The sequence below is a fragment of the Arthrobacter sp. Soil762 genome, from assembly GCF_001428335.1.
Lineage (GTDB): Bacteria > Actinomycetota > Actinomycetes > Actinomycetales > Micrococcaceae > Arthrobacter.
Genome location: NZ_LMSG01000020.1, coordinates 28,768 through 54,063 on the forward strand (window position 1 = coordinate 28,768; position 25,296 = coordinate 54,063).

Below are 25,296 nucleotides of genomic sequence, written 5' to 3' on the forward strand. Positions count from 1 at the left end.
CTGATGCGCAAGGTCCTGATCGCCAACCGCGGAGAAATCGCCGTCCGCATCGCCCGCGCCTGCGAGGACGCCGGACTGGAGTCCGTGGCTGTCTATGCGGACGTTGATGCCGACGCCATGCACGTGGGCGCCGCCACCGAGGCCTACAGCCTGGGCGGCAACGCACCGTCGGAAACCTACCTGGATATCCCCAACCTGCTGCGCGTGGCCGCGGAGTCCGGGGCGGACGCGGTGCACCCGGGATACGGCTTCCTGTCCGAGAATGCCGGCTTTGCGCAGGCGGTCCTGGACGCCGGCCTGACCTGGATCGGGCCTAGCCCGGAGGCGATCCGGCAGCTCGGCAACAAAATCACGGCGCGCGAGATCGCCGTCCGTGCCGGCGCCCCCTTGGTGGCCGGCACCGACGGTCCGGTGGATTCGGCCGCGGAGGTCCGTAAGTTTGCCGAGGAGCACGGCCTGCCGATCGCCATCAAAGCGGCCTTCGGCGGCGGCGGACGCGGGCTGAAAGTGGTTCGCGAGATGGACCAGATCGAGGAGTCCTTCGATTCCGCGGTCCGCGAAGCGGTGGTGGCCTTCGGCCGCGGCGAGTGCTTTGTGGAGCGGTACCTGGACCGGCCCCGGCACGTGGAGGCGCAGGTCCTGGCGGACCAGCACGGCAACGTGGTGGTGGTGGGCACCCGCGACTGCTCGCTGCAGCGGAGGCACCAGAAACTGGTGGAAGAGGCCCCCGCACCCTTCCTGACCGAAGAACAGACCCAGCAGATTTACGACGCCGCCAAGGCAGTGTGCCGCGAAGCCTCCTATTCGGGGGCCGGGACCGTGGAGTTCCTCGTGGCCGCCGACGGCACCGTCGCGTTCCTCGAGGTGAACACACGCCTGCAGGTGGAGCACCCCATCACCGAGGAGACCACCGGTGTGGACCTGGTCCAGGAGCAGTTACGGATCGCCGCCGGCGAGCCGCTTCGCTTCACCGCCGATCCCACACCGCGCGGCCACTCCTTCGAATTCCGGCTCAACGCGGAGGACGTGGGCCGGGGATTCCTGCCGTCGCCCGGAACCATCGCCACCTTCAGCGGCCCGACGGGACCGGGCATCCGCCTGGACTCCGGGGTCCGCTCCGGCTCCATCGTGGCGCCGCAGTTCGATTCGTTGCTGGCCAAGCTGATCGTCACCGGCGCCGACCGCCAGCAGGCGCTCCGCCGGGCCCGCCGGGCCCTCGCCGAAATGGAGATCACCGGCGTGGCCACCGTCCTGCCGTTCCACCGTGCCGTGGTCCAGGCGCCGGACTTCACGTCCGAGACCGCGCTTGGCATCCACACGCGCTGGATTGAAACGGACTTCGCGGATTCCATCGCGGCGGATCCGGAGTTCGGCACGTCCGTTCCGGACGGTGAGCGGCGCACCATTACCGTCGACGTCGACGGCCGGCGCCTCGCCGTCGGCCTGCCCGCTGACCTGCTGGATGGCTGGGCGCGCTCCGGTGCCGCCGTTCCGGCGGGTGTCTCCCTTGACGGGACTGGTTTGGATGGCACTGCCGACGGCGGTGCTGCGGCAGGTGCCGCTGATCCCGGCGAGCTGCGGGCAGACATGGCCGGGACCGTGGTCAAGTGGCTCGTGGAGCCGGGCGCCGAAGTGTCGACGGGGGACGCCGTCGTCGTGCTTGAGGCGATGAAAATGGAGACCCAGGTGACCGCCCACCGTCCCGGAATGCTGACCGGGATCCGCGCAGAAGCCGGCGGCGTGGTGAACGCAGGAGCCGTGCTGGCGCTGATCGGCTGAGCCGTTCGGGCATGCCTGGCTCCAGCGAAAAGGTCCGGCCGGTGTTCGCACCCGGCCGGACCTTTCCTGGCTTGTCGAGTTTCTTGCCCAGCTCAATTGAAACGGCCGGTGGGGACGGACGACGAAGGTGTTTGACTATGCTTCATGACACTAAATCGAAACCCGGTGGTTGATTCGTTTCTTGAATCATTGGACCACCCGTTGAAGCCTGTGATTGAGCGCCTTCGGCTGGCTATCCTGGACGCGGATGACGCCATCACGGAGCACATTAAGTGGAAGGCGCCGAGCTTCTGCTTCAATTCTGTTGACCGGGTCACCTTCAACTTGCGGCCGCTTCATCAAGTGCAGCTGATTTTTCACCGCGGTGCAAAGACCATCGAGGATGACTTCCATTTTGATGCCGCGAAATGGAGCGGGGTGTTGGAAATGATCGGGCAGGACCGCGGCCAGGTGATTTTTCCAAGCGCGGAGTTAGCGGCAGCCCGGCAGGCGGAATTCGTGGCGCTGGTGCGGGAGTGGGTTCGAGCCTGACCTGCTGGTTGACCTGCGCATACCGGCAGTGAGTGCGCGATTCGACGGCTTTGGCTGGCGGTGACCTGGCATGATTCTGATAGTCTTCAGTCATCCACGGGCCTCCCGGTCGCTTCTTAGGCCGGTTGTAGATAACGAGTGGGAGCTCGCGATTTATCGCGAATGATTAGGAGGCTTTTATGCATCTAACGCCACGCGAAAGCGAAAAACTGATGATTGTGGTTGCTGCCGATCTTGCACGACGGCGGCAGAAACGCGGACTTAAGCTCAACCATCCGGAATCCGTCGCGATTCTTACCTATGAGCTGGTGGAGGGCGCCCGCGACGGACGCCGGGTCGCCGACCTCATGAGCTATGGCACCACCATCCTGACCAGGGAAGATGTCATGGAAGGGGTCGCCGACATGATCCATGACGTCCAGGTCGAGGCGACGTTCCCGGACGGCACCAAGCTCGTCACCGTGCACAACCCCATTCGCTAGGCGAAGGAGAACCCATGAAACCCGGCGAATACATCCTCCGCCCGGAGCCCATCACATGCAATGCGGGCCTCATTCCGCTCGCCCTCGCCGTGATCAATCGCGGTGACCGCCCCATCCAGGTGGGGTCCCACTATCATTTCTTCGAGGTGAACGATGCCCTCGAGTTTGACAGGGACGCGGCCCACGGCTTCCGGCTGGACATCCCGGCGGGTACTGCGGTGCGTTTCGAGCCCGGCGATGCCAAAACAGTCAACCTGCTCGCGCTCTCGGGCGAGCGAGCGGTCTACGGGTTCCGGGACCGCATCAACGGCCCGCTCGAGCCGAGCCGCGGCCTGATCTCCCTGCAGGACGACACAAAATGAGTTTTGAGCTGAGCCGCAAACAGTACTCGGACCTCTACGGCCCCACCACGGGCGACGCCGTTCGCCTGGCGGATACCGATCTTTTCCTCGAGATTGAGCACGATCACACCAACTACGGTGAAGAGGTGGTGTTTGGCGGCGGCAAGGTCATCCGCGACGGTATGGGCCAGAACGGGCAGCTGGTCCGGGACGACGACATCCCGGACACCGTGATCACGAACGTGATCGTGCTCGACTACACCGGCATCTACAAAGCCGATGTGGCTCTGCGCGACGGACACATCTTCAAAATCGGCAAGGCCGGCAACCCCCAGATTTCCCGGGGCGTGACCATCACCATCGGCGTTGCCACCGACATCATCGCGGGCGAGGGCAAGATCCTCACCGCAGGCGGCATTGACACGCACGTGCACTTCGTGAGCCCCGATCAGGTGCCCGTGGCGCTGGCGTCAGGGGTCACCACCATGATCGGTGGCGGCACCGGACCGAGCGAGGCGAGCAAAGCCACCACCGTCACGCCGGGCGCCTGGCACATTTCACGCATGCTTCAGGCCGTGGAGAACCTGCCGATCAACATCGGCCTGCTCGGCAAGGGCCATGCCAGTGCCATCGAGCCACTCGCGGAGCAGATCCGGGCCGGCGCCATCGGGCTGAAGGTGCACGAAGACTGGGGCGCCACCACGTCCTCGATCGACATGTCCCTGCGGGTGGCCGATGAGTATGACGTGCAGGTGGCCATCCACTCCGACACCCTCAACGAGTGCGGCTTCGTCGAAGACACCATCCGGGCCATCGGCGGCCGCGTCATCCACACGTTCCACACCGAAGGTGCCGGCGGCGGGCACGCTCCGGACATCATCAAGATCGCGGCGCTGCCCAACGTCCTCCCGGCGTCGACCAATCCCACCCTGCCGTACACGGTCAACACCATCGACGAACACCTCGACATGCTGATGGTTTGCCACCACCTGAGTCCGGACATCCCCGAGGATGTGGCCTTCGCCGATTCGCGGATCCGCAAGGAGACCATCGCGGCGGAGGACGTGCTGCATGACATGGGCATCTTTTCCATCACCAGCTCCGACTCCCAGGCCATGGGCCGGGTCGGCGAGGTGGTCCTGCGGACCTGGCAGGTAGCGGACGCCATGAAGCGCCAACGCGGAAAGCTCGACGGCGATCCCGCGGTTGGCGATAACTTCCGGCTCAAGCGCTACGTGGCCAAATACACGATCAACCCGGCGATCGCCCACGGCATCGCGGACTCGGTCGGAAGCATCGAGGAGGGCAAATTTGCCGACCTCGTGCTCTGGGACCCGATGTTCTTCGGCGTCAAGCCCGAGCTCGTGCTCAAAGGCGGGCAGGCGGTCATGAGCGTTATGGGAGATCCCAACGCCTCGATCACCACCCCGCAGCCACGCGTCCTGCGCGGCAACTTCGGGGCACTCGGCACCGCGGTACATGCCTCATCGATCACGTTTCTTTCCCAGGCCGCCATTGCCTCCGGAGTCCCCGATCAGTTGGGCCTGCGCCGCGTGATCCGGCCGGTGAGCGGTATCCGTACCCTCACCAAGGCAGATATGAAGCACAACGGCGAGACGCCGGATATCGCCGTTGACCCGGAAACGTACTCGGTGACTGTCGACGGCGATCCGATCACGGCGGAGCCCTCGACGGTGCTGCCCATGGCGCAGCGCTACTTCCTCTTTTAGACACATATCCCTAAGGGGGCATATATGATCATCGACCACGTCATCGCCAACCGGCACGATCTCCGCGACGGCGAGCTGGCCGGCCTCCACGAGGAACAGGTTCTGCTGCCGAGCGCGGAACTCGTCAAGAAAATCCAGCGGGTGACCACCGACCACGGCCGTGAGCTGGGCATCCGGCTCAGCGATGCCGCGGGCCCGGTGCGCGATCTCCGCGACGGCGACATCCTGTTCCGCGACGACAAAACAGTCATCGTGGTGACTGCGCTGGCAACCGACGTCCTTGTTATTGCCGCGCGCAGCATCCGTGAAATGGGGGTCGTGGCGCACAACCTCGGCAATCGGCACATGCAGGCGCAGTTCTTCGACGCCGACAGTGAATATGCCGCCGAGGTGATGGTGGTGCAGTACGACCACACGATCGAGGACTACCTGATCCACGTTGGTGTGCCGTACTCGCGCCAGGAACGTGTGGTGCCTGTGCCGTTCCGCCATGCCGAACACACCCACTGAGCGCGTGAACGAGCCGCCGTCGTACCTGCTGCCGCTGTTGCAGCTTTCTGACTCCGCGCTCCCCACGGGCGGGTTCAGCCATTCCTTCGGAATGGAGACGTTCCTGGAACGCGGGCTCATCGACGGCGAAGCGGGCTTCGCCAGCTGGCTGAGCCAGTTTGTGGGCATCCAGCTGACCTACAGTGACGGGTTCGCCCTGCGCCTGGCCTACGAGGCGTCCTCGGTTGACGATATTGCCCGGGTCGACCGGATGATCGCCGCGGCGGCGCTGCCCCGTGAGGTCCGCGAGGCGGGGACCAAGATGGGCGCACGGATGCTGGCCATCGCCGGTACGGTGGCGCCAGGTGCGCGGCTCGCGGGCTACGCGGCCGACGTCGGATCCGGGCGTTGCGCCGGGCACCCGGCGGTAGCGTTCGGCGTTGCCGGCCGGCAGCTGGGCGTTCCGCTGGAGGAATTGCTCGCGAGCTACCTCTTCACGGCGGTCACGTCACTGACCCAAAACGCCATCCGGGCCATCCCCATCGGGCAGGACGCCGGTCAGCGTGTGTTGCTGGGAACGCATCCCAGGATCATGGATGCCGTCCGCCGGATCCAGGCACTCGATGCCGACGACTTCGGGATCACGGCCCCGGGCCTCGAAATCGCCCAGATGCGCCACGAACGCCAGCGCGTCCGCATGTTTATGTCGTAGCAGTCCGCGGTTGGCCGCATCCAATACGTAGCAAGGAGCACCATGAAACTCATCAAAATCGGCGTCGGCGGTCCTGTCGGCGCAGGCAAGACCCAGCTCGTGGAACGCCTGACCCGCCACCTCAGCGCCGAGATTTCGATGGCCGCGATCACCAACGACATCTACACCATCGAGGACGCCAAGATCCTCGCGGCCAACGGGATCCTTCCACTGGACCGCATCATCGGCATCGAAACCGGCGGCTGCCCGCACACGGCCATCCGGGAGGACACGTCGATGAACTCGGCCGCTGTGGAGGAGCTGCGGCTGCGCCACCCCGGCCTCGAAGTCGTCTTCATCGAAAGCGGGGGAGACAACCTTTCGGCCACGTTCAGCCCGGAGCTTGTGGACTTCTCGATCTACATCATCGACGTGGCGCAGGGCGAAAAAATCCCGCGCAAGGCCGGCCAGGGCATGATCAAGTCCGACTTCTTCATCATCAACAAAATGGACCTTGCCCCGTATGTGGGTGCTGACCTCTCCGTGATGGAGGCGGACACTCTCGAGTTCCGCGGCAACAAGCCCTACTGTTTCACCAATCTCAAGACCGACGAAGGCCTGGAGCACGTCATCAACTGGATCAGGCGCGACGTGCTCATGCTTGATCTCCGCCAGTGACGGGTGCGTCGGCGCCCGAAGTCCCGGTGCGCCGCGCCGCCGTCGAACTCGCCGGTACGCTCGCCCTCACCGTGGGTGTGCGGGGCGACCGCTGCATCGCCACGAGCCAGTACCACCAGGGCGCTCTGCGTATCCTGCGGCCGCACTACCTCGACGACACCAGCCAGGTCTGCTACGTGGTGGTCAATCCCGGGGGCGGGTACGTCGGTGGCGACGAGTATGAAATCGACATCACTGTGGAAACAGGGGCACGGCTCCTGCTGACAACACAGTCAGCGACGAAGGTCTACCGCACTCCCGCGACCCGCGCCGAACAGCGGACGCACATCCGGCTCGGCCCCAACGCGAGCCTGGAATCCGTGCCCGACCCGCTGATCGCCTACCGCGGGGCGACCTACCGGCAAGCCACCGTGATTGAGATGCACGGCAGCGCCTCGCTGGTGATGGCCGAGATCGTCACGCCGGGCTGGTCACCGGACGGCGCCCTGTTCGGCTACGACGAAATCCGGCTGCGGAACGAGATCTCGGTCGACGGGCGCCTGGCGGTGCTCGACAACCTGCTGATCCGCCCGCTGACCGGTGCCGCCCCGATAGACGGCATGGCCTTCCTCGAGGACTACACGCACGTCGGTTCCCTCCTGGTCATGGATGCCCGCGTGGACGCCGCGCTGCTGAACGAGCTGCATGAGGAGCTGCTGCCGCTTGCCGGGGGCTGCAACCTGGGCATGTCACTGCTTGACGGCGGCCTGGCCATCCGGGCCCTGTCCCACGCCACCGAGCCGCTGGACGCCGTCATCCGGGCCGGAATCGATTTTCTGCGATGCCGCTGGCACGGCCAGCCCCGTCTCAACCTTCGAAAGTACTAAATGAAAGCCCTCTTGAACCACCACGAGCGGGAAGCCCTCCCGACAGGCCGCCGCTTGGCGGTCACATTCGGGGCAGTCGCGGCCCTCCACGTGGTGATGCTCGCGCTGCTGGCCGATTCGCTGCGCACAAACCACAACCCTGTGGTGCTCGGCCTGCTCATCACCGCTTACCTGGCCGGTGTGAAGCACAGCTACGACTGGGACCACATTGCGGCGATCGACAACTCCACCCGCCGCTTCGCGGCCCAGGGCCGCAGCCCCGTCAGCGTGGGCTTCGCGTTCAGCATGGGCCACAGCATGGTGGTTGTGCTTGCCGGGGTACTTGTGGTCAGCGGTGCCGGCATCATTCAGGACGCACTTAATGACGGCTCGTCCGCGAACACGGTTTTGAGCATTACCGGGGCATCCGTCTCGGGCTTGTTCCTGCTGACCATCGGTGTTTACAACGCCGCCGCGTTCCGACGTACTGCCTTGCTGTACCGCCGGGTCAAGGACGGCGCCACAGTCAACCGCGAGGCGTTGGCGCCGACCGGGCTGGTGGCCCGCCTGCTCGACAAACCGCTCTCCCGCGTTAACCGCCCGCGCGACATTTTTGTCCTGGGGTTCCTTTTCGGCCTCGGCTTCGACACAGCCTCGACCATCGCGTTCCTGCTCCTCACGGCGACGGCCGCCCTCGCCGGCATCTCCCCGGTCGCGCTGATGGCCCTGCCCTTCGGCTTCATGGCGGCGATGACACTGTGCGACACGGTGAACGGCGTCGCGATGATGAAGATGTACCGGCGCGCCGTGGTGGATCCCAAGCGCCGTATCGGTTTCAACATGGTCATCACAGGTGTGTCCGCAGCCTCTGCACTGTTCATCTCTGTCATCACCATCGCAGGCGTACTGCACACGATGCTCGGGCTTACCGACCCGGTGACCACCTTCCTTGCCGAACTGGACCTTGGCCACGCCGGGCTGGTCCTGGTAGCGCTGCTGCTCTTCATCTGGGGCGCGCATACCTGGGTGCGCCGCGCCGGCCACGCCGCCTCAGCCACAACAGGCGGAAACCCGCAGGGATAGGGCTCGACGGCGGGATCGCCGCTGGGTCCTGCCGGCGCAAGGCTGGGCCGCGCTATTCGGCGGACGGCCGCTGCCGTTGCCGTTTCGTCGCCGAGCGCTGTTCCTTGGCGGCGAGGCGACGGCGGTTCGAACCCCGAGTGGGTTTGGTCGCCCGACGGCGGGGGCCTTCGGGTGCCAGGCCTTCCGCCACAAGCTCGGCGAGCTTCGCCAGGGCGGTCTCGCGGTTGCGCAGCTGGGAGCGCTGCTCGGAGGAGGCCACGGTGATCACCCCGGCGACGAGGCGTGGTCCAAGCCGCCTGAGCAGCATCAGCCGCTGGTCATCCGTGAGCACGGCGGAGCCGGCGATGCTCCACGAGACTTCCGCACGGCTGTCCGTCGTGTTGACGTGCTGACCACCTGGCCCCGACGAACGCGAGAACCGCCAGCGGAGTTCCGACGCGGGAATTGTGAGCGCGGGCGACACCTCCAGATCCATGCAACCAGCGTTGCACACTCCGGGCGCGATCCACGCCCTCAGGCTCGGGGCTGGAGGGAGGTACTGGCAGACCCCTGATAGGCAGGGCCCTCGCTAGGACCGGGAAGACAGCATTGTATTGAACGTGAACCCCAGTCTTTGCCCTTACCCATAGAACGGAGCCAGCGTGACCGCCGTCGAAACCACGATTCCCGCACGCGAGCAGGCGGTGGGACGGCCCCTGGCGATTGTGCTCGGGCTGCTGACCATCTTCGGTCCTATCTCCATGGATCTCTACCTTCCGGTCCTCCCAGCCCTCACCGCTGAGCTTCAAAGCACGACGTCGGTGGCCCAGTTGACCATCACCGCGTGTCTGCTGGGCCTCGCCATCGGCCAATTAGTGGCCGGGCCGCTCTCGGACCGCCTCGGGCGGCGGACGCCGCTGCTGATCGGCGTCGTTGCCTACACGCTGACGTCTGTCCTCTGCGCGCTGAGCCCAACCATCGAGACGCTCATCGTCGCGAGGTTCGTCCAGGGCCTGGCCGGAGCCGTGGGTATCGTCATTGCGCAGGCCGCCGGGCGGGACGTCTACTCGGGCGCCAAGCTGATCCGCTACTACGGCCGCCTCACGGTTCTCGGCGGACTGGCCGCCATCATCGGCCCGGTCATCGGCGGGCAACTCGCCACCGTCACCGACTGGCGCGGAGTCTTCCTGTTCCTCGCAGCCGTCGGGGTCGCCGTCCTGCTGGCGTCATTGGTGGTCTTCCAGGAGACCCTGCCCGCGAACCGGCGGGTGACTGGAGGCCTCTCCCACACCCTGCAGGATTTCCGCCGGCTCCTTGCCGACCCGGTGTTCGTCGGAGCTGTGCTGATCACCGGTTTCACGTACTCTGCGGTCTTCGCCTATTTGAGCGGGGCAACCTACATCCTCCAAGGCATGTACGGGCTCTCCCCGCAGGGATACTCGTTCGCTTTCGGCCTGAATTCACTGGGTTTTGTGGTCTTCGGATTCGTCGCCGGCCGGCTCGCTGAACGGTGGTCCGAACGCGGAACGCTCACCGTGGGCCTGCTCATGACGGCGGCCGGCGCCCTGGGGTTGCTGGCCACGGCGCTCCTGCACCTGCCGCTGATTGCCATCGTCCTGGCCCTGTTCACGATGGTCAGCGGCGTGGCCGTCACCAGCCCGCCGGCCACCTCGCTCGCACTCAAGGATTATCCCGATATCGCCGGGACGGCCTCCTCATTGCTGGGGCTGGCCCGGTACGCCTTCGGAGGGATCGCCGCCCCTTTGGTGGGCATCGGCGGCGCCAACGACGCCGTTCCGTTCGGGATCGTTGCGGCCGTCTCCGCGGCAGCGGCCGTCCTTTGCTTGGGCCTGGTCAGGAGGCGGCGTGGTCCGCATTGAATTCGCTGACCCGGACAACACCCGCGCACTATCTATGGGCATTCGTCAGCGAGGCTTGTAGACGTCCGCGCGGTGCTCGATGCGGTGGACATATAAGGTGTGCTCTTCAACATCGAGGGTGAACAACACGCGGTAGTCACCGCGGCGTGCGGTGCGCAGGCCCAGGAGTTCACTTGTGAGGGGCTTGCTGAGCCGGCGGGGATTGTCGGCCAGAACTCCAGTAACGAATTCGACAATTGCGGCAGCAGCCTTCTCCGGCAGCCGACGAAACCCCTTCAGCGCGGGGCTGGTGACTTCGATTCTCCAGGGGCCCTGCTCGTTCGACGGTTCCTCAGTCACCTCGGCGGTAGCCCAAACTCGCGGCGCAGGTCATCGCCGCTGACAGTGTTCCCTGCCTCGATGTCGCGCCGGGCCTGTTCCAAATCTGTCCTGATGTCCGGCTGCGATAGCCAGTGGATGGTTTCCTGGAGTGACTCGAGGTCGTCAGCGGACATCAACACCGCTGACGGGTGCCCGTGGCGGGTGATCTGGATGATCTCATGCGTCTTGTCCGCCTCCTCCACGAGTGCGGAAAGCTTGTCCTTGGCTTCACTAAGGGGCACGGTCTTCATGCTGTAATTATAGCCTGAAGTCAGGCCATTTAATGGCCTGACTTTTAGCCGATAATTGAACTCTCGGGGGATCAGCTGATGTCACTGCTTAGATCCGCCGCGTCACCCCGTCCGCTCCACCGCCGCCAGGATCGCGTGGCCCAATTCCTCAGGTTTCGTGAACTGGGGCCAATGGCCTGTGGGGAGGTCCACGTACTCGACGTCGCGGATGCGGGCCAGCTCGGCGGTGAAGGGATGGCCGGCGTCGATCCATTCGGTGAGGAGCGACGACGGGAACTGGCACGCGATCACAGTCGCGGGAACGTCGTAGCGGCGAACGTCATGCAGGCGCTGACGGCCATGCGCAACGCCCCTGGGCTCGGGGATGGCGCGCGCCCGGAACGACGCGCGCAACTCATCGGTGAGGTCCACCAGATCGGCGTCATCGAAGCCATCCCACGGCGGCAGGGGCACGTCGTCGCCCTCGGTGGGCAGCCCGTCATTGATGACGCCGCCCTCGCCCAGGGGTCCGCTGTCCACGTAAATATTCCGGGCAACGCGGTCCGGCCGTGCGTCCGCCACGCCGTGGATGACCGCGCCACCACCGGAGTGCCCCACCAGGACCACCTTTCCGTCGAGACCGTCCAGAACGTCTACGACGGCGGCAATATGGTCCTTCAGAGTGATGCCGCCACGCCGTGCGTCCACAGATTCAAGGCCGGGAAGAGTCAGGGGATGGGTTGTGTGCCCCGCCGCCGCCAGCGCTGGCGTCACCTTCTCCCATGACGACGCGTCCAACCAGAAACCGGGTACCAAGATGATGTCCATGACGGAACCCTACTCCGCGCCCCCGGCGCTAAGTAAGGCACCCGGGTAAGACCGGGGCGGTCAGGCCGCCGTCGCACATTACAGCGACGGCGTCGGTCAGCGGGACGAATTCGGTGTCGTGCGTGACCATCACCGTGGCTACCTGGAACTCGTCCGTGACCCGGCGCAGCAGCCCGACGATCGATGCGCTTCGTGCATGGTCCAACGCCGCCGTCGGCTCGTCCACCAGCAGCACCTTGGGGCTGCCCATCAGGGCCCGGGCAATGTTCACCCGCTGCCGCTGCCCACCCGAGAGCTGGTGCGGGCGCTTGCCCGCGGACTCAGCCAAGCCCACCAGATCCAGAAGTTCCGCGGCACGCAAACGCGCGGCCTTCAGGGACTTGCCGCGCAGGTGGTGGCCAATCATCAACTGCTCGACGGCGGTCAGGGACGCCAGGAGGTTGGGCTGCTGGAAGATGATGCCCACCTTCTCCCTGCGCAGTGTGGTCAGCTCGTTGTCCTTCAGCCCAGCGGTGTTGGTCCCGTCAATGATCACGTCCCCGCTGGTGGGGCGGATCAGGGTGGCGGCGACAGCCAGGAGGCTGGATTTGCCCGAGCCGGACGGGCCCACCAGGGAGACCATCCGGCCCGCTTCAACTCGCAGGCTGACAGTGTCCAGGGCCTTGATGGTTCCGCCGCCGTCCGGGTATTCGAGGGTGACGTTATTGAGGGTCAGCGGGTGGGTGAGAGCGGAGCCGGCGGCAGGGGCGAGGGGTGCAGTAGTGGTAACAGACATGGGAAGTACCTTTCGGGAGTTTCAGGGAGAGGAATTAGTTGCCGCCGAGGGCGATCAGCGGATCGACGGTGGTCACCCGCCGGACTGCCAGCGCGGCGCCCGCCAGGCCCAGGGCCACAATTCCCAGCACGGGCAGCAGCGTGGTGGCGGGCGTGACCAGGAACGGCGCGGCCTGTGCCGCGGCGAATCCGCCCAGAATTCCGATCGCCCCGCCCAGGCCCGCACCGGCCAGCAGCACAATGGCGGCCTGGGTCATGGCATCGCGCAGCACGTAGCCGCCGGACGCGCCCATGGCCTTGAGAACGGCGATATCGCGGGTGCGCTGCACGGTCCAGACCGTCAGGAACGCCACGATCACCAGCGCCGAAATCCCGTAGAGGAACGCCTGCATCAGCATCAGCGACCCGTTTTCGCTTTTGAAGGAACCCAGCGCCTGGAACGAACCTGTGCGGCTGGTGCTGACAGTGCGTGCCATCGCGTTGGCCGCTTCCTCGTCCACCACGGCCCCGTCCTGATAGGTGACCGCGACGACGGTCGCCACTGGAATACTCCCCGATGCGCTGCCGGCAGCCGGCGCCAGGTGCGCCACCTCGGCCCATGTCGGCAGCGCCGTCCACACCACGCCGGTGTGCGAATACCACTGGTCATCCACGACGGCGGCGACGGTCACCCCAGTGCCACCCACCGTGGCCGTATCGCCGACGACGAGCGAGAGATCCGCGGCAACGGTCGCGCCGATCACCACCGACCCCGCCCTAACCGGCGACGGCGCCAGCTGCCCGTCCTCGGCAACGCCGAACACCGCCACATTGATGGTGCCGCCATCGCCGCCCTGGAGGCGGGACTGGCTGATGCCCAGGGCCTCGGCGCTTGCCACGCCCGGGACGTGCTTCCAGCTGTCCACCTGCGCTGCCGTCACTTCGCTTTCCGTGAAGGACGCCGTGGGCTGGTTGGTGCCCGGGGCGCCGAAAACGATGCTGTCCACCGGCCTGGCCTCAGCGCCGCTTCCTGACTGGCCGCCCCCCAGCTTCCCAATGGCGGATGTGGACTGGTCGCCCAGCCCGGCGGTGAGCCCGGACAGCAGCACCAGCAGCAGCGTCACGAGGGCCACCACGCCGCCCATCAGGGCAAACCTGCCCTTGGCGAACCGGATGTCGCGAATAGCGAGAAACACGTTGTACTTCCTTCAGTCGGGGGTGGAATTCCTTCTGAATCCACTCTCCGGCGCATCGGCCCGGCCCACATCGGGGATTTAGTTGAGCCGGGCGGGACAAAGGGCTGAAGGGGCGGTCAACCTTTTGGTTGATCCGCACACACCCGCCGGCGCATAAGCTGATGAAATGCCTGCCGCGGACCCACAGACCACCCCCTCGGGGGCTGCCATCCTGCGGTTCCTGCGGGTCACGCTGCATGTCGGGTTTGCGGGGCTGCTGCTAGTCGCCATCCTGCGGATGCACCTCGCGGACGGAGCGGACGACGTCGGCACTCCCGCGGGAGCGCGGCGCCTCGCCTGGTCCGCCCTCGCCCTTGCGCTCGCCGCGGCTTATCTCGCCGGCACTGTCCTGGAGAAGCGCTTCGCCGCCGGCCGCTCCAGCTTCAACCCGCACCCCTACGCCGCCCCTTGGCTGGGCCTTGTCACGGCACTGTGGGGCGTCCTCCTGGCCGGCAGCGCCGAATTTTCCTGGGTCGCCTTTCCGCTCTTCTTCCTCCACCTGCACGTCCTCCCGCGAAGGATTGCGCTGTTCACCATCGCCGCGATGACGGCCGCCGTCGTGGCTTCGCAGTGGGTGGCCAGCGGCATGCCGTCGCCCACCCTGCCCATGGTCCTGGGGCCGGGGCTGGGTGCCGTTTTCGCGGTGGTCACCGGGCTGGCTTACAGGGCGCTCTACCAGGAGAGTGAAGCCCAGCGGCTGGCGGCGGACGAACTCCGGCGCACCCGCGCAGAACTTGCCAGAACCCAGCATGAGGCCGGCGTCGCAGCTGAGCGTGAGCGCCTTGCCCGCGAAATCCACGACACCTTGGCGCAGGGCCTGTCCAGCATCGTCCTGGTGGCGCGGGCGGCCGAAAAGTCGCTGGCCAGCGGCGATCTTGCCACCGCCGCGGAGCGGTTCGCGCTGGTGCAGCAGACGGCATCGGACAACTTGGCGGAGGCGCGCAGCTTTGTCCGCGGCCTGACGGCGCCCAAGCTCCAGGAGTCGTCGCTCCCGGAAAGCCTGCAGCGGCTCTGCGGCGAAACCGAAACGCTGGCCGCCGCGCGCGGTGACGGACTCCGCTGCCGCTTCGAGCTGGTGGGCGACCCCACGGAGCTGCCGCCGCAGTACAGCGTTACCCTGCTCCGGGCCGCCCAGGCCAGCCTGTCCAACGTCCGTCTCCATGCCAAGGCAAGCACCGCCGTCGTCACCCTTGCGTTCCTGGGGGACGAGGTCACCCTGGACGTGTACGACGACGGCACGGGCTTTGCGCCGGAAACGCCGGGTTCCGGCGTGGCCGGCCGGGCGGACGGCAGCGGGTTTGGGCTGAGCTCGCTGGCTGCCCGGGTGGCTGAGCTGAACGGCTCCCTGGACGTCGAGACGGCGCCCGGCGAGGGGACCGTCGTCGCCCTCCGGCTGCCGCTCACCGGCGGGGACAACGGCGCCGAGGGGGAGCGGGACTGATGGGGGAGCTCCGTATTCTCCTGGTGGATGACCACCCCGTGGTCCGCGCGGGCCTGCGCGCCATGCTCACTGAATTCGATGACTTCAGCGTGGCTGCCGAGGCCGCCGACGGGGACGCCGCGCTGCGGGAACTCGCGCGGCTGCGGACACTGGGGGACCGCGTGGATGTGGTGCTGATGGACCTGCAGATGGGCGCCGGGATGGACGGTGTCACCGCCACCGCCGCGATCCGGCAGCTGGACGCCCCGCCGCCGGTCCTGATCCTGACCACCTACGACACCGAGGCGGACATCCTGGCCGCCGTCGAGGCAGGCGCCAGCGGCTACATGCTCAAGGACGCGCCGCCGGAACAGATCCGCCAGGCGGTCCTGTCGGCGGCGGCTGGCCAGACGGCCCTGGCGCCCAAGGTCGCGGCACTGCTGATGTCGCGGATCAGCAGCCCGGAAACCGCGCTAACGCCCCGCGAGGTGCAGTTGCTTGAACTGCTGGCAACCGGCCTGACAAACCGCGCCATCGCCCGGCGGCTGTTTATTTCCGAGGCCACCGTCAAAACCCACCTCGTGCACATCTACGGCAAGCTCGGCGTGGACAACCGGACCTCGGCCATCGCCCTGGCAACGCAACGGCGGATAATCCGCCCGCCGGGCCAATAACGGTGCCATACTGGGCGTTCATCGCTTCGTCGGCAGGGGAACTTCCGAAATGGGCTTGGACATAGTCACCCTCAGGGTGGCCTTTAGCCTGATGGCACTCTTGCTTGGCCTGCTGTTCTACTTCTTCGCGTACCGCACCACACGCGCGCCGTACAGCGGCTGGTGGTGCGTGGCCTTGGCGCTGTTTCTGACCGGAGCCCTTGCTTTCCTGCTCGATGGCACGGCCCTTCAGCGGTGGACTAATCCCCTGGGGCATGTCCTGTTGGTTTCGGGGGCGGTGAGCGTATGGGTAAGTGCACGTTCGCTGCGGAGGTCCCCGCCGCGGCCGTTGTTGTTCGCCGCCGCGCCCGCTGTGACCCTGGTGGCCTGCGCTCTTGACAGTCCTGCCACGAACACCTGGGCGGGTGGACCGGTCTTTCTTGCCTCGATGGGCCTGCTGTTTGGGCTGGCGACGCGGGAGATGTGGCCGGCCGAACCTGCGTACACCCGGGTGCGGATCCCCATGACGGCATCTGTCGGGCTGGTGTCCGTGTTCTACCTTGGCCGCCTTATTGCGTTTCTCGCGGATGGACCAGGAGGACCCACTTTCGAGTTGCTCTTCGGCTCGGCCATCACCACCATGCTGACCATGGTGTTGCTAGTGGTGGTGTCCTTCAGCATGGCCGGTCTCATCAGCGAGCAGCAGACCCGGGCCCTGCGCATGGTGGCCACCCGCGACGATCTCACCGGCCTGCTCAACCGCAAAGCTTTCCTGGACCTGGCCGCGGCGCAGTTGAACGACAGGGCCGTCACTCAGGGAACGGGAGCCCTGATCCTCGCAGATCTGGACAAGTTCAAGGCCGTCAATGACACCCACGGACACGCTGCCGGCGACCTTGCGCTCCAGACCTTCGCAAACGCGTGCCGGGATACGGTGAGATCCTCGGACCTCGTGGGCAGGTACGGCGGGGAAGAGTTTGTCCTCCTCATCCCGGGTGCCTCCGACGGGCGGGCGGAGGAAATCGCCGAGGAGGTCAGCAGGCGGCTCGCCCAAGTGCCCACCGTCGACGGGCTGGAGATGCCCACCGTCAGTTACGGCGTAGCACTGTACGGCCCCGGGACCTCCGACCTGGAGGACCTCATCGCCTCTGCTGACCGGGCCCTCTACGCGGCCAAGTCACTGGGCCGGAACCGCACCGTCCACAGCGACCCGCTGGGCTAGCCCGTCAGTTGAGCTTCCCCGCCAGCCGTTCCCGCATGGCCACGCTGGCTGCATTCAGTCCGATCAGCTCCACGTCCCGCCCGTGCCGGCGGTACTTGTCGGTCACGGCGTCCAGCACCGCGACGGTTGAGGCGTCCCAGAGGTGCGAGGCGTGCAGGTCCACAATCACCCGGCTGACGTCCGGCTCGGCGTCCAGGGCGTACTCGAACTGCGTGTAGAGGTCGTTGGACGAGGCAAAGAACAGCTCGCCGTCCACCGTGTAGGTGGCCACGTTCTCACCGTTAAGTTCGACGACGGTCCGTTCCACCGTGACGAAGTGCGCCACCCGCCGGGCGAACAGCGCCGTGGCCGCCAGCACGCCCGCCCCGACGCCGATGGCCAGGTTGTGGGTGGCCGATACGACAGCCACGGTGATCACCATGACGGCGGTCTCGGCCTTGGGCATGCGGCGCAGGGTCCGCGGAGCGATGGAGTGCCAGTCGAAGGTAATGGCGGAAACGAAGATCATTACGGCCACCAGGGCGGCCATCGGAATCAGGCCCACAACATCGCCGAGCACCACCACCAGGACCAGCAGAAAAACGCCGGCCAGGAACGTGGACACGCGGCTCCGTGCCCCGGATCCCTTGACGTTGATCATGGTCTGGCCGATCACGGCGCAGCCGCCCATGCCGCCGAAAAAGCCGGTGACGATGTTCGCCAGGCCCTGGCCCCAGGACTCGCGGGTCTTGTTGGAGCGGGTGTCCGTGATGTCGTCCACCAGCTTGGCGGTCATCAGCGATTCGAGCAGCCCTACCAAGGCCATGGACAGCGAGAACGGCACGAGGACCTGGAACGTCTCCCACGTCAGCGGGACATTGGGGACAAACACCGAAGGCAAGCTCTCGGGCAGCTGGCCCTTGTCCTGGACGGTGGGCACATCCACGCCGGCCAGCGGGGATGAACCGCATCAATCGTGTGACGCCGAGGACCGCCAGCAGGACCTGGAAAACGCCGGCCAGGATCAGGGCCGCAATCAGGTGGTCCAGGCCGTGGCTGCGCATCAGCGGGGCGATGACCAGGGCGACGGCGCCGGTGGCGGCGGAAATCATGGCGTGCTGGTCCGGGCATCGGGGACGCTTCGTACGGCCATGGCTGGGTCCAATCGTGCTGGTGAAGCCGGCAGATGGGGGCTTCATTCTTACGCGGGGATGGGCGGCGCGACGCCTCATTGCGAAATAGGGGGCACGTCCGCCCCTACCAGTCTGGGGTACGCGCTAAGCCAACTGCTAAAATGACTGGGTTGTAGACCGGCCTATAGCTAGTCCAGCCAGCGCCGTAAACGTAAGTAGGGGACCACACAAGACATGACGGCAGGCGGTTCACACATCAGCACTTCGGAGAGCGTCCCGGGTCCGTCGAAAAAGACAGCGGCGGAGCTCCCGAAGTCTGCTGCGCCCGCCCAAGCGCGCCTCACGAAGCGCCGGGTGTACATCGCCACCTGGCAGGGGTTCCTCGGCGCCCTCATGATGTTTGTGGGCTCGATCGGAACGGGCTGGATCGCCAACGGCTCTCCCATGATCCGCCAGCCGGTGGTCATCGCGCTGCGGACCGAGGGCTGGGGCGTGACGCTGTCCACCGTGCTCCTGACGGTGGGGGCGATGCTCCTGATGCGGTCCTGGCTCCGCCTGGGCCAGCGGCTGGACGACTGGGGCGAACACTCCCTGCGGTCGGTGGTCATAGCCATCACCGCCTGGTCCCTGCCGCTCCTGCTGGCCGTCCCCATCTTCTCCCGCGATGTTTACGCCTATACCGGCCAGGGCCGCCTGGTCATGGAAGGCCAGAACCCCTACGCCGTCGGCATTTCCACCCTCAACAACTGGTTTGCCCTCGGCGCGGACCCGGCCTGGGCCGAGAACAGGACCCCCTACGGGCCCTACTTCCTGTGGCTCGCCCGCGGCGTGGTGGAGCTGACAGGGGCACAGCCCGACGTGTCCGTCCTGCTGTTCCGCCTGATCGCCGGCGTCGGGGTCCTGCTCTGCGTCCTTTACGTGCCCAAGCTGGCCGAACTGCACGGCATCAACGGCGCGCGGGCACTCTGGATCGCGGTGGCCAACCCGCTGTTCCTCATCAGTTTCGTGGCCAGCGCCCACAACGACGCGCTTATGGTGGGCCTCGCCGTCGCCGGCGTCTACTTCGCCGCGACGAAGCGCTACCTGGCCGGAATCCTGCTGGTCACCGCCTCCATCGGGATCAAGCCGATCACCGTGCTGCTCCTTCCGTTCATCGGGGTCATGTGGGCCGGGCCCGCGGCCTCGTGGACGCGGAAGTTCCTGATTTGGGGCGCGACGGCGGGAATCAGTTTCGCCGTGCTGGCCGTCAGTGGGATCCCGTACAACCTCGGGCTGGGCTGGGTCTGGGCCATCATGGACCCGACGCCGGGTTACACCGGCTATTCGCCGTCGGGCTTCCTGGGGCAGCAGGTTGAGTTCCTCGGCAACGTGCTGGGACTGTCGGGCGGCACCATCGCGGACCTGCTGCGGACGGGCATGAAGTGGGCTGCCATCGGGCTGGTGCTGCTGCTGATGTTCCGTGGCGACTACTCCCGGGCGGTGCGCCGGCTGGCCCTGGCGTTTACCGCCGTCGTGATGCTTTCGCCCATCATCCAGCCCTGGTACATCCTTTGGTTCCTGCCGTTCCTGGCTGTGACGGGGATCCGGAACGACTGGCAGATCCGCTCCCTCTACGTGGGCGTGACGTTCTTTGTGGTGTTCGGCGCGCAGGACCAGCTTTCGGTCTGGTCCTTTGTGCAGCTGGCCGTGGACGCATCCTCCCTGGCCTTCGTGACGGCGCTGCTGTTTACGTTCTATCTGCTGGTCCTGGACATCCACACGCGGAAGCTGCTGATCGAGGGTAAACCATTGGACTGGGCCCGGCGTGGCTGGCGCTGGGTCCTGGACCAGCGCCGCAGCGCCCGCTAGTAGGGAGTCTGGTGTTTTGCCCCGTCACCCGTATCAACACGACATAACGCCGATATTGGGTCTCCGGTTAGCTCAGATAGCCTTGGAAAATGGTCAGACCGGACTTCCCGCGGACGATCCTGGAGTTTCAAGCGAGGTTCGGCGACGAGCAGGCTTGCCTGGACTAGATGGGGACTAGATGTTCGACTGTCGCTGGCCTGAGCTGGATGGGAGGAAGTATCCGACCAGTCGGATGAGGAATGGTACCCTCCGGTGGCTTCTGCTGCGCGGCGGACGAGGTGGGGGGAGACCTTGAAGGCTGCCTCGGCGAAGGTGCTGGCGAAGGACTCCTCCTGGATTTCAAGCGCCAGGGTCGCCGACGTCGGGCGGGATACTTCACCGTCACTGAGTCGATTGTGATATCTGGTGAGCCGATTCTGTGGATCGCGACGCTTGTGTGTCTCACCATTCTCGCCAACAAGGGTTCGGCTGCGGCTCGTTCCAACCAGATCGAGCACTTGCCCGTAACCTAGAGTCACCGGATGCCCTGCCTCGAAGCTGGCGGGGCATCCGGTCGTTCGGGATCGGAAATCATGGACTTGAACGGCGCTAAATCTGATCGTGTGAGGCCATATTCGAGTCATAGGTAGGCCGTGCCGTCGATCCGTTGTATGAGTCAATAGCACCTCATCTTCCCGCGGCACATTCAGCGACAAGCGCCGACGGTGCCTGTACACAGGCGACCACAATTCAGAGCTATCAGAACACTCAGCCGGAATAAATTGCACTACTGGGGTCCTGAGCTGCCCCCGGTGACTATTCGCTGGTTCCGGGCGGTCTCTACGGGGTATCGGAGTGGCCCGGCCGATAAGGCGCGAGCGGTGCGATGTGGACTTTACAGTTGGCTGCGATTGCTTCTCTGTCCGCGGCGGGCACGTCGTCGGTGAGGATGACGTCTGTGAAATCGCTGACGGGGACGAAGTGGTGCAGGGAGGTCCGGCCTACTTTGCTGCCGTCCATCATCAGAATCCGCCGCGTGCCTGCTTTGAGCATGGCACGCTTCATGAAGACAATGTCCTGTTCCTGGTGGTAGGTCATCTCAGAGCCCATGGTCGAGGTTGACTGGAACACGATGTCCACGGCATAGGAGTTCACTGAGCTGTCGGTGGGCAGTCCGATGAACGAGTCGTGTGTCCGGGAGTACTGGCCGCCGATGACAATGAGACGGATGTCGTCGTTTTCACGCAGGACTTCGAGGGCCTGCCGGTAGTTTGTGAGGACCGTCAGAGGGCCGGTCTTGTTCAGCAGGCGTGCCAGTGCGAGAACGGTTGTGGAATCGTCGAGCATGACCGACATGCCGGCCTCTACGAACTCCAGAGCCTTGTGGGCCAACGCGATCTTGGCCTGGGCCTGCATCTGCATGCGTATTTCGGAGCTGGCTTCGAACACGGTTGACGGCAGTGCGGACACGCCGCCGTGAACCTTGCGCAGAACTCCCCTCCCGGCCAGATCGTCAATGTCGCGGTGAACGGTCATGAGGCTGACGCCGGCGAGGGCTGCCAGCTCGGCAGCAGTTGCAAACCCGGCACCGACCACGTGTTCGACGAGTTCCTGCTGGCGACGGAGCCGCGGCTTCTTCAACGCAGTTGTCTCGCTCATCAGCTTGCCTTCACCTTCGACTTGAATATGTTCCCTGCACTTGCCGGGGCCTTTGAGGCACGGAGTCCATTCAGGATACCGCGGCAAACAGCGGCCTGGTGAAAGTATATCAATTTTAGTGGCTCAATTCACAAATTTTCTGTTACTATTATCACATCGGTTGCGGCGCGAGATGGCCGCACGCCGTAGACCTCACCCCGAGAAAGGGAATTCAATGAAGAACTTCTACACCCGAGCGGCCGCCGTCACCGTGGCTGTCGTGGCGACTGTGGCGGCCCTGGCAGGCTGTTCCACACCCCAGGGCACCACCGGCGCCGGCGGTGACGCCTCCAGCGCCAAGATCGCGTTCCTGATGCCGGACATCGCCTCGACCCGCTACGAACTGTTCGACAAGCCACTGTTCGAGGCCAAGATCAAGTCGCTGTGTTCGGGCTGTTCGGTCATCTATTCCAATGCCAACGCCAGCGCCGCGAAACAGCAGGAACAGGCGAACTCAGCCCTGGCCCAGGGGGTAAAAGCGATCGTGATCGACCCTGTTGACTCGGCTGCGGCGGCCACCATCGTCAACACCGCGAAGGCACAGAACGTCCCGGTCATCGCCTATGACCGGCCAATCCCGTCAGTTCCGGCCAGCTACTATGTGTCCTTTGACAACGAAAAGATCGGTTCCCTGATCGCCCAGTCCCTGGTGGACCACCTGAAGAAAAGCAATGCCACGGGCGGGCTGCTTCAGGTCAACGGTTCCCCCACGGATGCGGCCGCAGGGTTGATCAAGAAGGGCATCCACACCGCGGTGGACTCCAGCGGCTTCAAGCTGCTGGCCGAATTTGACACCCCGGGCTGGGAACCGACCAAGGCGCAGGACTGGGTCAGCGGACAGATCACCCAGTTCCCGGGAAAGATCGCCGGAGTTGTGGCTGCCAATGACGGTACCGGCGGCGGCGCGATTGCCGCATTCAAAGCCGCCGGAGTCAACCCGGTACCGCCCGTGACGGGCAACGACGCCGAGCTTGCAGCGGCCCAGCGGATCATCGCCGGGGACCAGTACAACACCATCTCCAAGCCGATCAAGATCGTTGCCGAAGCGGCCGCGGACATCGCCTACAAGTTTGCCAAGGGTGAAAAGCCCGAGGGCAAGGCCACGTTGTTTGATACCCCGTCGGAGCTGTTCGTCCCGACCGTGGTCACGATCGACAACCTCAAAGCGACGCTGGTGGATACAGGAATCATGAAGGCCTCGGACCTGTGCACTCCCACCTACGCCGCCGCCTGCGCCAAAGTAGGCATCAAGTAAGAACGGCACTGCCCTACTGGGGAGAGTCCCGGCGCACATTCTCACCAACGCCGGGACTCCTGCCCCAACCCATCAAGGCCCATGAAACAACAGGGAAAAACATGTCATCACAATTGACCGCCTCAGCAGGCAGCCCCCAACTGCTGACACTGCGTGGAATCAACAAATCCTTCGGCGCCGTCGCAGCGCTCATGGACATCGAACTGGACGTCGCCGAAGGGGAAGTCGTTGCCATCGTCGGTGACAACGGCGCCGGTAAATCAACACTGGTCAAGGTGCTCGCCGGAGTGCATTCGCCGGACTCGGGCACCATCACGTTCGAAGGCCAGGAAGTGTCCATTCCCAGTCCGGCCGCCGCCCAGCATCTCGGAATCGCCACCGTCTTCCAGGACTTGGCGCTCTGCGACAACCTCACCGTCGTGGACAACCTCTTCCTTGGGCGCGAACTTTCCCCCCTGCGGCTCAACGAAGTCGCCATGGAGGTCCGTGCCTGGGAACTGCTGAAGCAACTCTCGGCCAAGATCCCCTCCGTCCGGACACAGATCGCGTCCCTCTCCGGCGGCCAGCGCCAGACCGTTGCCATCGCCCGCTCCCTGCTCGGCGATCCCAAAATCGTCATCCTCGACGAACCGACCGCCGCCCTCGGCGTGGCACAAACCGCCGAGGTGCTCAATCTCGTCGAAAGACTGCGCGAACGCGGCCACGGCGTCATCATGATCAGCCACAACATGGCCGACGTCCAGGCAGTGGCCGACCGCGTGGTCGTGCTGCGCCTTGGCCGCAACAACGGAGACTTCCGCGTCAAGGATGTCTCAACTGAAGAGCTCATTGCCGCGATCACCGGAGCGAGCGACAACGTCGTCACACGACGGTCCGCCGCGCGCAGCACCAGCGAGGAGACCCACACATCATGAATGCCAAGACCCAACCCACACCGGGCGCCCTTGCCCTGGACCTGCAGGACGAAAGGCTCCAGGACCGGACCGGACTGCGCGGGCAGTACAAAGCCTTCGTGGACCGCACCCGCTCCGGGGATCTGGGCGTCCTGCCCGTGATCGGCGGCCTGATTGTCATCTGGACCGTCCTCCAGATTCTGAATCCGATATTTCTTTCCCCGGCCAACCTGGTCAACCTCGCCATGGAAAGCTCAGCGGTCGGCATCATCGCCCTTGGCATCGTCTCGGTCCTCCTGGTCGCCCAGATTGATCTCTCCGTCGGTTCCGTCAGCGGCCTCGCCGCCGCCGTCGTAGCAGTCACCTCGGTGAACATGGGCTGGCCCGTCTGGCTGGTCATCCTCGCAACCGTCGGCCTCGGAGCGGCGATTGGCTGGGTGTACGGGCAGATCTTCAACCGCTTCGGCGTACCGAGCTTCGTCATCACCCTCGCCGGTCTGCTCGGATTTCTGGGACTGCAACTGTACACCCTCGGCGCCAGGGGCTCCATCAACCTGCCCTTCGACTCACCCCTGGTGTACTTCGCCCAGCTGGCATTCGTACCCCTCTGGCTGTCCTACATCCTCGTAGCAGCCGCAGCGGCAGGGCTGTTCGCCACCGATTACTTCCATGCCCGCGCCCGCAAGCACGCCGGACTGTCCGCGATGTCCCTGCAGAACATGGCCCTGCGGGCAGTCCTGCTGCTCGTTGCCCTCGGAGTGGCCGCCTGGTACCTCAACCAAAGCCGCGGAGTCGGCTGGATGTTCGTGCTCTTCATCGCACTGACACTCATCCTGAACTACCTGCTCAAACGGACCCAATGGGGCCGCTCGGTCTACGCCGTGGGCGGCAACCCTGAAGCTGCACGCCGTGCCGGCATCAACGTCAAAGCCATCTACACCTCCGTGTTCATCACCTGCTCCACACTCGCAGCAGTGGGAGGACTCCTCGGAGCGGCCCGCCTCGCCGCAGCAAACCAGGGCAGCGGCACCGGCGACGTAAACCTGAACGCAATCGCCGCTGCCGTGATCGGCGGAACAAGCCTCTTCGGCGGACGGGGAAGTGCCTTCGCTGCCATCCTTGGCATCATCGTGATCCAGTCGATTTCCAGCGGACTGACCCTGCTGAACATGGACTCCTCGTTCCGGTTCATGGTCACCGGCGTGGTCCTGCTGCTGGCCGTGATGCTCGACTCGGTTGCACGCCGGTCCCGTACCTCGCACGGCAGGGCCTGACCCCGCCACCGCGGGCCACACATCCACA

The 25,296-nt window shown here is 65.4% G+C and carries 25 protein-coding genes and 1 pseudogene; 18 read left to right on the forward strand and 8 right to left on the reverse strand.

Annotation, left to right across the window (positions count from 1 at the left end; all coding sequences use genetic code 11):
• The first annotated feature begins 3 nt into the window (after window positions 1-3).
• The 10 genes from ASG77_RS16310 (at window position 4) to ASG77_RS16355 (ending at window position 8,649) form a co-directional block, all read left to right on the forward strand.
• Window positions 4-1,779 (forward strand): ATP-binding protein, encoded by a 1,776-nt coding sequence (locus ASG77_RS16310; protein ID WP_056347440.1) that lies wholly within the window; start codon window positions 4-6, stop codon window positions 1,777-1,779.
• 144 nt (window positions 1,780-1,923) lie between these two features.
• Complete coding sequence (locus ASG77_RS16315) at window positions 1,924-2,310, forward strand: DUF1801 domain-containing protein (RefSeq protein WP_082576111.1); 387 nt, start codon at window positions 1,924-1,926, stop codon at window positions 2,308-2,310.
• A gap of 179 nt (window positions 2,311-2,489) precedes the next feature.
• Window positions 2,490-2,792: an urease subunit gamma gene (locus tag ASG77_RS16320; protein ID WP_056347444.1), complete on the forward strand. Its 303-nt coding sequence runs from the start codon at window positions 2,490-2,492 to the stop codon at window positions 2,790-2,792.
• 14 nt (window positions 2,793-2,806) lie between these two features.
• Entirely contained in the window at window positions 2,807-3,154 is a 348-nt protein-coding gene (locus ASG77_RS16325; RefSeq protein WP_056347446.1) for an urease subunit beta, read from the forward strand.
• Window positions 3,151-4,863: an urease subunit alpha gene (gene ureC / locus ASG77_RS16330; protein ID WP_056347447.1), complete on the forward strand. Its 1,713-nt coding sequence runs from the start codon at window positions 3,151-3,153 to the stop codon at window positions 4,861-4,863. Before ASG77_RS16325 ends, ureC begins: the two co-directional genes overlap by 4 nt.
• Window positions 4,864-4,887: 24 nt before the next feature.
• On the forward strand, window positions 4,888-5,373 hold the full coding sequence (gene ureE / locus ASG77_RS16335; RefSeq protein ID WP_056347449.1) for an urease accessory protein UreE: 486 nt from the start codon (window positions 4,888-4,890) through the stop codon (window positions 5,371-5,373).
• Window positions 5,354-6,064 (forward strand): urease accessory protein UreF, encoded by a 711-nt coding sequence (locus tag ASG77_RS16340; RefSeq protein WP_056347451.1) that lies wholly within the window; start codon window positions 5,354-5,356, stop codon window positions 6,062-6,064. Before ureE ends, ASG77_RS16340 begins: the two co-directional genes overlap by 20 nt.
• Window positions 6,065-6,106: 42 nt before the next feature.
• Window positions 6,107-6,721 (forward strand): urease accessory protein UreG, encoded by a 615-nt coding sequence (gene ureG / locus ASG77_RS16345; protein ID WP_056347453.1) that lies wholly within the window; start codon window positions 6,107-6,109, stop codon window positions 6,719-6,721.
• Complete coding sequence (locus tag ASG77_RS16350) at window positions 6,718-7,587, forward strand: urease accessory protein UreD (RefSeq protein WP_056347455.1); 870 nt, start codon at window positions 6,718-6,720, stop codon at window positions 7,585-7,587. Before ureG ends, ASG77_RS16350 begins: the two co-directional genes overlap by 4 nt.
• The gene (locus ASG77_RS16355; protein WP_056347457.1) at window positions 7,588-8,649 is read left to right on the forward strand and encodes a HoxN/HupN/NixA family nickel/cobalt transporter; all 1,062 of its coding nucleotides are present in this window, start codon (window positions 7,588-7,590) and stop codon (window positions 8,647-8,649) included. It abuts the gene before it with no gap.
• 52 nt (window positions 8,650-8,701) lie between these two features.
• On the opposite strand, the gene arfB is transcribed toward ASG77_RS16355, so the two are convergent.
• Window positions 8,702-9,124 carry an alternative ribosome rescue aminoacyl-tRNA hydrolase ArfB gene (arfB, locus tag ASG77_RS16360; RefSeq protein ID WP_056347459.1) on the reverse strand — a complete coding sequence of 141 codons (423 nt, stop codon included), beginning with the start codon at window positions 9,122-9,124 and terminating at the stop codon, window positions 8,702-8,704.
• A 166-nt stretch (window positions 9,125-9,290) separates the two neighbouring features.
• On the opposite strand from arfB, the gene ASG77_RS16365 reads away from it, so the two are divergent.
• Complete coding sequence (locus ASG77_RS16365) at window positions 9,291-10,508, forward strand: multidrug effflux MFS transporter (RefSeq protein ID WP_056347461.1); 1,218 nt, start codon at window positions 9,291-9,293, stop codon at window positions 10,506-10,508.
• 45 nt (window positions 10,509-10,553) lie between these two features.
• On the opposite strand, the gene ASG77_RS16370 is transcribed toward ASG77_RS16365, so the two are convergent.
• The 5 genes from ASG77_RS16370 to ASG77_RS16390 form a co-directional block, all read right to left on the reverse strand.
• Entirely contained in the window at window positions 10,554-10,847 is a 294-nt protein-coding gene (locus ASG77_RS16370; RefSeq protein WP_056347463.1) for a type II toxin-antitoxin system RelE family toxin, read from the reverse strand.
• The gene (locus tag ASG77_RS16375; protein WP_056347465.1) at window positions 10,844-11,119 is read right to left on the reverse strand and encodes a type II toxin-antitoxin system Phd/YefM family antitoxin; all 276 of its coding nucleotides are present in this window, start codon (window positions 11,117-11,119) and stop codon (window positions 10,844-10,846) included. Before ASG77_RS16375 ends, ASG77_RS16370 begins: the two co-directional genes overlap by 4 nt.
• Before the next feature lie 102 nt (window positions 11,120-11,221).
• Complete coding sequence (locus tag ASG77_RS16380) at window positions 11,222-11,926, reverse strand: alpha/beta fold hydrolase (protein ID WP_056347468.1); 705 nt, start codon at window positions 11,924-11,926, stop codon at window positions 11,222-11,224.
• Window positions 11,927-11,954: 28 nt separating this feature from the next.
• On the reverse strand, window positions 11,955-12,701 hold the full coding sequence (locus ASG77_RS16385; protein WP_056347469.1) for an ABC transporter ATP-binding protein: 747 nt from the start codon (window positions 12,699-12,701) through the stop codon (window positions 11,955-11,957).
• A 34-nt stretch (window positions 12,702-12,735) separates the two neighbouring features.
• Window positions 12,736-13,875, reverse strand: coding sequence for an ABC transporter permease (locus ASG77_RS16390; RefSeq protein ID WP_056347471.1), 1,140 nt, complete (start codon window positions 13,873-13,875; stop codon window positions 12,736-12,738).
• Window positions 13,876-14,041: 166 nt separating this feature from the next.
• Between ASG77_RS16390 and ASG77_RS16395 the strand changes: the two genes are divergently transcribed.
• Genes ASG77_RS16395 through ASG77_RS16405 form a run of 3 tightly spaced genes read left to right on the forward strand, consistent with a single transcriptional unit; the run spans window position 14,042 to window position 17,209 of the window.
• Window positions 14,042-15,355, forward strand: coding sequence for a sensor histidine kinase (locus ASG77_RS16395; RefSeq protein ID WP_056347474.1), 1,314 nt, complete (start codon window positions 14,042-14,044; stop codon window positions 15,353-15,355).
• Window positions 15,355-16,008 carry a response regulator gene (locus ASG77_RS16400; RefSeq protein WP_056347476.1) on the forward strand — a complete coding sequence of 218 codons (654 nt, stop codon included), beginning with the start codon at window positions 15,355-15,357 and terminating at the stop codon, window positions 16,006-16,008. The genes ASG77_RS16395 and ASG77_RS16400 overlap by 1 nt, the downstream gene beginning before the upstream one ends.
• A 49-nt stretch (window positions 16,009-16,057) precedes the next feature.
• Window positions 16,058-17,209 (forward strand): GGDEF domain-containing protein, encoded by a 1,152-nt coding sequence (locus ASG77_RS16405; RefSeq protein ID WP_056347477.1) that lies wholly within the window; start codon window positions 16,058-16,060, stop codon window positions 17,207-17,209.
• A gap of 4 nt (window positions 17,210-17,213) precedes the next feature.
• Here the strand turns inward: ASG77_RS16405 and ASG77_RS16410 are convergent.
• Window positions 17,214-18,303: pseudogene (locus ASG77_RS16410) on the reverse strand (SulP family inorganic anion transporter); the annotation flags it as partial.
• A gap of 252 nt (window positions 18,304-18,555) precedes the next feature.
• Here ASG77_RS16410 and mptB point away from each other — a divergent pair.
• Window positions 18,556-20,169, forward strand: coding sequence for a polyprenol phosphomannose-dependent alpha 1,6 mannosyltransferase MptB (gene mptB / locus ASG77_RS16415; RefSeq protein ID WP_056347479.1), 1,614 nt, complete (start codon window positions 18,556-18,558; stop codon window positions 20,167-20,169).
• Window positions 20,170-20,988: 819 nt separating this feature from the next.
• On the opposite strand, the gene ASG77_RS16425 is transcribed toward mptB, so the two are convergent.
• Window positions 20,989-21,807: a DeoR/GlpR family DNA-binding transcription regulator gene (locus ASG77_RS16425; protein WP_056347483.1), complete on the reverse strand. Its 819-nt coding sequence runs from the start codon at window positions 21,805-21,807 to the stop codon at window positions 20,989-20,991.
• A gap of 214 nt (window positions 21,808-22,021) precedes the next feature.
• Here ASG77_RS16425 and ASG77_RS16430 point away from each other — a divergent pair, with 214 nt between their 5' ends.
• The 3 genes from ASG77_RS16430 to ASG77_RS16440 all read left to right on the forward strand — a co-directional run bounded on the left by ASG77_RS16430 (window position 22,022) and on the right by ASG77_RS16440 (window position 25,268).
• Window positions 22,022-23,101, forward strand: a complete 1,080-nt coding sequence (locus tag ASG77_RS16430) for an ABC transporter substrate-binding protein (protein ID WP_056347485.1) — start codon at window positions 22,022-22,024, stop codon at window positions 23,099-23,101.
• Window positions 23,102-23,202: 101 nt separating this feature from the next.
• Entirely contained in the window at window positions 23,203-24,015 is an 813-nt protein-coding gene (locus tag ASG77_RS16435) for an ATP-binding cassette domain-containing protein (protein WP_056347487.1), read from the forward strand.
• Window positions 24,012-25,268, forward strand: a complete 1,257-nt coding sequence (locus ASG77_RS16440; RefSeq protein WP_056347489.1) for a sugar ABC transporter permease — start codon at window positions 24,012-24,014, stop codon at window positions 25,266-25,268. The genes ASG77_RS16435 and ASG77_RS16440 overlap by 4 nt, the downstream gene beginning before the upstream one ends.
• The last annotated feature ends 28 nt before the right edge of the window (window positions 25,269-25,296 follow it).

What these genes read in the sequence shown, in the direction of transcription:
- ASG77_RS16310 (WP_056347440.1), top strand. Translation starts at nt 4, where the DNA reads ATGCGCAAGGTCCTGATCGCCAACCGCGGAGAAATCGCCGTCCGCATC.
- ASG77_RS16315 (WP_082576111.1), top strand. Translation starts at nt 1,924, where the DNA reads ATGACACTAAATCGAAACCCGGTGGTTGATTCGTTTCTTGAATCATTG.
- ASG77_RS16320 (WP_056347444.1), top strand. Translation starts at nt 2,490, where the DNA reads ATGCATCTAACGCCACGCGAAAGCGAAAAACTGATGATTGTGGTTGCT.
- ASG77_RS16325 (WP_056347446.1), top strand. Translation starts at nt 2,807, where the DNA reads ATGAAACCCGGCGAATACATCCTCCGCCCGGAGCCCATCACATGCAAT.
- ureC (WP_056347447.1), top strand. Translation starts at nt 3,151, where the DNA reads ATGAGTTTTGAGCTGAGCCGCAAACAGTACTCGGACCTCTACGGCCCC.
- ureE (WP_056347449.1), top strand. Translation starts at nt 4,888, where the DNA reads ATGATCATCGACCACGTCATCGCCAACCGGCACGATCTCCGCGACGGC.
- ASG77_RS16340 (WP_056347451.1), top strand. Translation starts at nt 5,354, where the DNA reads ATGCCGAACACACCCACTGAGCGCGTGAACGAGCCGCCGTCGTACCTG.
- ureG (WP_056347453.1), top strand. Translation starts at nt 6,107, where the DNA reads ATGAAACTCATCAAAATCGGCGTCGGCGGTCCTGTCGGCGCAGGCAAG.
- ASG77_RS16355 (WP_056347457.1), top strand. Translation starts at nt 7,588, where the DNA reads ATGAAAGCCCTCTTGAACCACCACGAGCGGGAAGCCCTCCCGACAGGC.
- arfB (WP_056347459.1), bottom strand. Translation starts at nt 9,124, where the DNA reads ATGGATCTGGAGGTGTCGCCCGCGCTCACAATTCCCGCGTCGGAACTC.
- ASG77_RS16375 (WP_056347465.1), bottom strand. Translation starts at nt 11,119, where the DNA reads ATGAAGACCGTGCCCCTTAGTGAAGCCAAGGACAAGCTTTCCGCACTC.
- ASG77_RS16380 (WP_056347468.1), bottom strand. Translation starts at nt 11,926, where the DNA reads ATGGACATCATCTTGGTACCCGGTTTCTGGTTGGACGCGTCGTCATGG.
- ASG77_RS16385 (WP_056347469.1), bottom strand. Translation starts at nt 12,701, where the DNA reads ATGTCTGTTACCACTACTGCACCCCTCGCCCCTGCCGCCGGCTCCGCT.
- ASG77_RS16395 (WP_056347474.1), top strand. Translation starts at nt 14,042, where the DNA reads ATGCCTGCCGCGGACCCACAGACCACCCCCTCGGGGGCTGCCATCCTG.
- ASG77_RS16400 (WP_056347476.1), top strand. Translation starts at nt 15,355, where the DNA reads ATGGGGGAGCTCCGTATTCTCCTGGTGGATGACCACCCCGTGGTCCGC.
- ASG77_RS16405 (WP_056347477.1), top strand. Translation starts at nt 16,058, where the DNA reads ATGGGCTTGGACATAGTCACCCTCAGGGTGGCCTTTAGCCTGATGGCA.
- mptB (WP_056347479.1), top strand. Translation starts at nt 18,556, where the DNA reads ATGACGGCAGGCGGTTCACACATCAGCACTTCGGAGAGCGTCCCGGGT.
- ASG77_RS16425 (WP_056347483.1), bottom strand. Translation starts at nt 21,807, where the DNA reads ATGAGCGAGACAACTGCGTTGAAGAAGCCGCGGCTCCGTCGCCAGCAG.
- ASG77_RS16430 (WP_056347485.1), top strand. Translation starts at nt 22,022, where the DNA reads ATGAAGAACTTCTACACCCGAGCGGCCGCCGTCACCGTGGCTGTCGTG.
- ASG77_RS16435 (WP_056347487.1), top strand. Translation starts at nt 23,203, where the DNA reads ATGTCATCACAATTGACCGCCTCAGCAGGCAGCCCCCAACTGCTGACA.
- ASG77_RS16440 (WP_056347489.1), top strand. Translation starts at nt 24,012, where the DNA reads ATGAATGCCAAGACCCAACCCACACCGGGCGCCCTTGCCCTGGACCTG.